2 protein-coding genes are annotated in these 2,181 nt (G+C 35.4%); one reads left to right on the top strand and one right to left on the bottom strand.

The features are described from left to right. Nucleotides 1-512, top strand: a 512-nt coding sequence (locus AB1397_05365; GenBank protein ID MEW6482413.1) for a hypothetical protein, incomplete at its 5' end; no start/stop codon positions are given. Here AB1397_05365 and AB1397_05360 read toward each other — a convergent pair. Beyond that, the coding region (locus AB1397_05360; GenBank protein ID MEW6482412.1) for a glycosyltransferase family 39 protein at nucleotides 513-2,181 on the bottom strand (1,669 nt) is incomplete at its 5' end.

The raw sequence follows: 2,181 nt of genomic DNA, 5'->3' as shown, positions 1-2,181 counted from the left end.
TAATTTCTGGGATAACCCTTACAAACCTTTCTGAGAAACAGCCAAATAACATTAAGGCAATCCTTTATGGAATGCTCATCATTCATTTCATTATTACCTTTTATAACCCTTTATCCCAGATTCCCACCGAAAAGGATAAAGCTTGCGGAGAAAGCTTTTTATCCCAGATATCTTCAATTCAGGGGGATATTTTTATTCCCTACCATGGGTTTTACCTTACAAAAATAGGAAAAAAGCCCTATTGCTATATAGCATGCCTTTCCGATATTGAGCTTGACAAAAAAGATGGGAAGAAGCTCATTGATGATTTTATTGAGACCCTTAAGAAAAAGCTTGAAAACAAAGAATTCTCTGCTATTGTCTTAAGCAATGAGGGGATTCCATCATTTGAGAGCTTTATTAGAGGCTATTACCCTTCTGCATACACACTATTTTCTCCTTTACAAGAAAGGGATTTTCTTACCATAACCGGATGGAGGAGAAGGCCAAGTTACATCTATCTTCCAAAATAATTAAGGCAGAATTTCATACAAATCAATGTAGTATATAGAATAAATGGGTTTTGTCTTTTCCTTTATAAATCTATCAATTATCTCCATCCCCTCCTCCCTCATAAATATAGATTGAAGCCCACGATTTATAAGGATATGGGTAATTCCCATTTCCTTTAGCCTTTCAGAAAGCCCTTTTGTATCCTTTGCCTCCCTTGCCATTTTCATTATCCAGGACACCTCAAATAGAGAATCGGCAATATACCTTCTTTCACAGAAAAAACCCCGATTTTCCCAAACAAACAATAGCTTCGTATCCTTTTTTATATTTTTGTTGATATATTGAAACATCGCATATGGCTGGTGTGTCCTGGTAAGGTATTGTTCCTTTGGCTCCTTTCCCACCAAAACAGGAAGATCATCCCTTAAAATGGACAAAATGGTGCTTGATTGGATAAATATTCCCATCACAATAAGGGGGTATACCAATAGCCATTTGCCTTTTCCTAATGAGGAAATGATATATCCGCTGATTAAGGAAAGTATAGGAAGGGCAGGAATAAAGAACCTCATCTGCTGGGTGGTAAATGCCCAGAAGACAAGAAAGATAAAGCAATAAAAAAGAAGGTATAGAATATTAGGGTTAGGCTTAAGAAAGAAAAGAGAGGGGATAAGAATAAGCCAGGATGGCTCAATTATCCCATCAAACCTTGCGTGATACATATCTCCATAAATAACCATATTGTAGGGAAGCTTTAGATAGTTCTCAAGGCTTCTTCCCATTCCCAATGAATAAAAAAATGCCTTCCATTTTAAAGAGAATTCGCTCTCCCATTCAGGGCCTTTAAATATGCTATAGAGCATCGGATAAAAGGGGTCTTTAACCAGGATAATATTTTTGAGAATCCAGGGAGAGAAAAGAAGGAAACAAAAGAAAAAGAGAATAGCTAAAGAAGAAAGAATCTCTTTTGTTCTTTTTGTTCTTACTAGCTCAAGGGCAATCATAAGGGAGAGTATAAAGGGAAAAATTGCGCCAGTATATTTACATCCTATAGCAAAGCCCGAAAATACCCCAATAAGAATAAGAAGCTTTTTATTCTTAAGTAAACCCCAAAGGAAAAAGGAATAAAGGGAAAGGAAAGAGAAAAAGGCAAGAGCTAAGTCAATATATTCAATTTTAATCTCAAAGGAAATAACCGGGCAAATAAGAAGGAGAAAGCAGCCAATTGCCCCTGCCTCCTTTGAGAAAAATCTTTGGGATAGCCCCATAATGCCAAAAAGAATAAGCATGCCAAAGGTAAAATGAATAAGCTTTGCAAGGACAATTCCGTCAATCATCAATGCCTCCATAAATATCATTTCAGTAAGAAGGGGCATATTGGAATAAATGTTTCTTTCAATAAAAAAGATTTTTCCTTTTTCAAGATAAAGCTTTGGAATGGTAAGGTGATAGGTTGCTCCATCCCAAGAAATTGCCGGGGTAAGGGTTGCTAAAAGATAAAGAAGAAGAAAAAGCCCAATAAAAAACCATAAAGCCATTGGAATATAGGTTTCCTCTTTTTTTAAGGGTTTGATTTTAAGGGGTTTTTTATACCCTTTAAGAAAAACAATAAAAGAAGAGATTAAAATAAAAATTGAGATAAAAAACAAAGATTTTAGATTAAGTAAAGAGATCCCTCCTAAAATAAGT

It is taken from the genome of bacterium (genome assembly GCA_040756715.1).
Taxonomy (GTDB): Bacteria; UBA9089; UBA9088; order UBA9088; family UBA9088; genus JBFLYE01.
The sequence above is the reverse complement of the archived record's forward strand: the minus strand, read 5'-3'. Positions and strand labels throughout refer to the sequence as shown.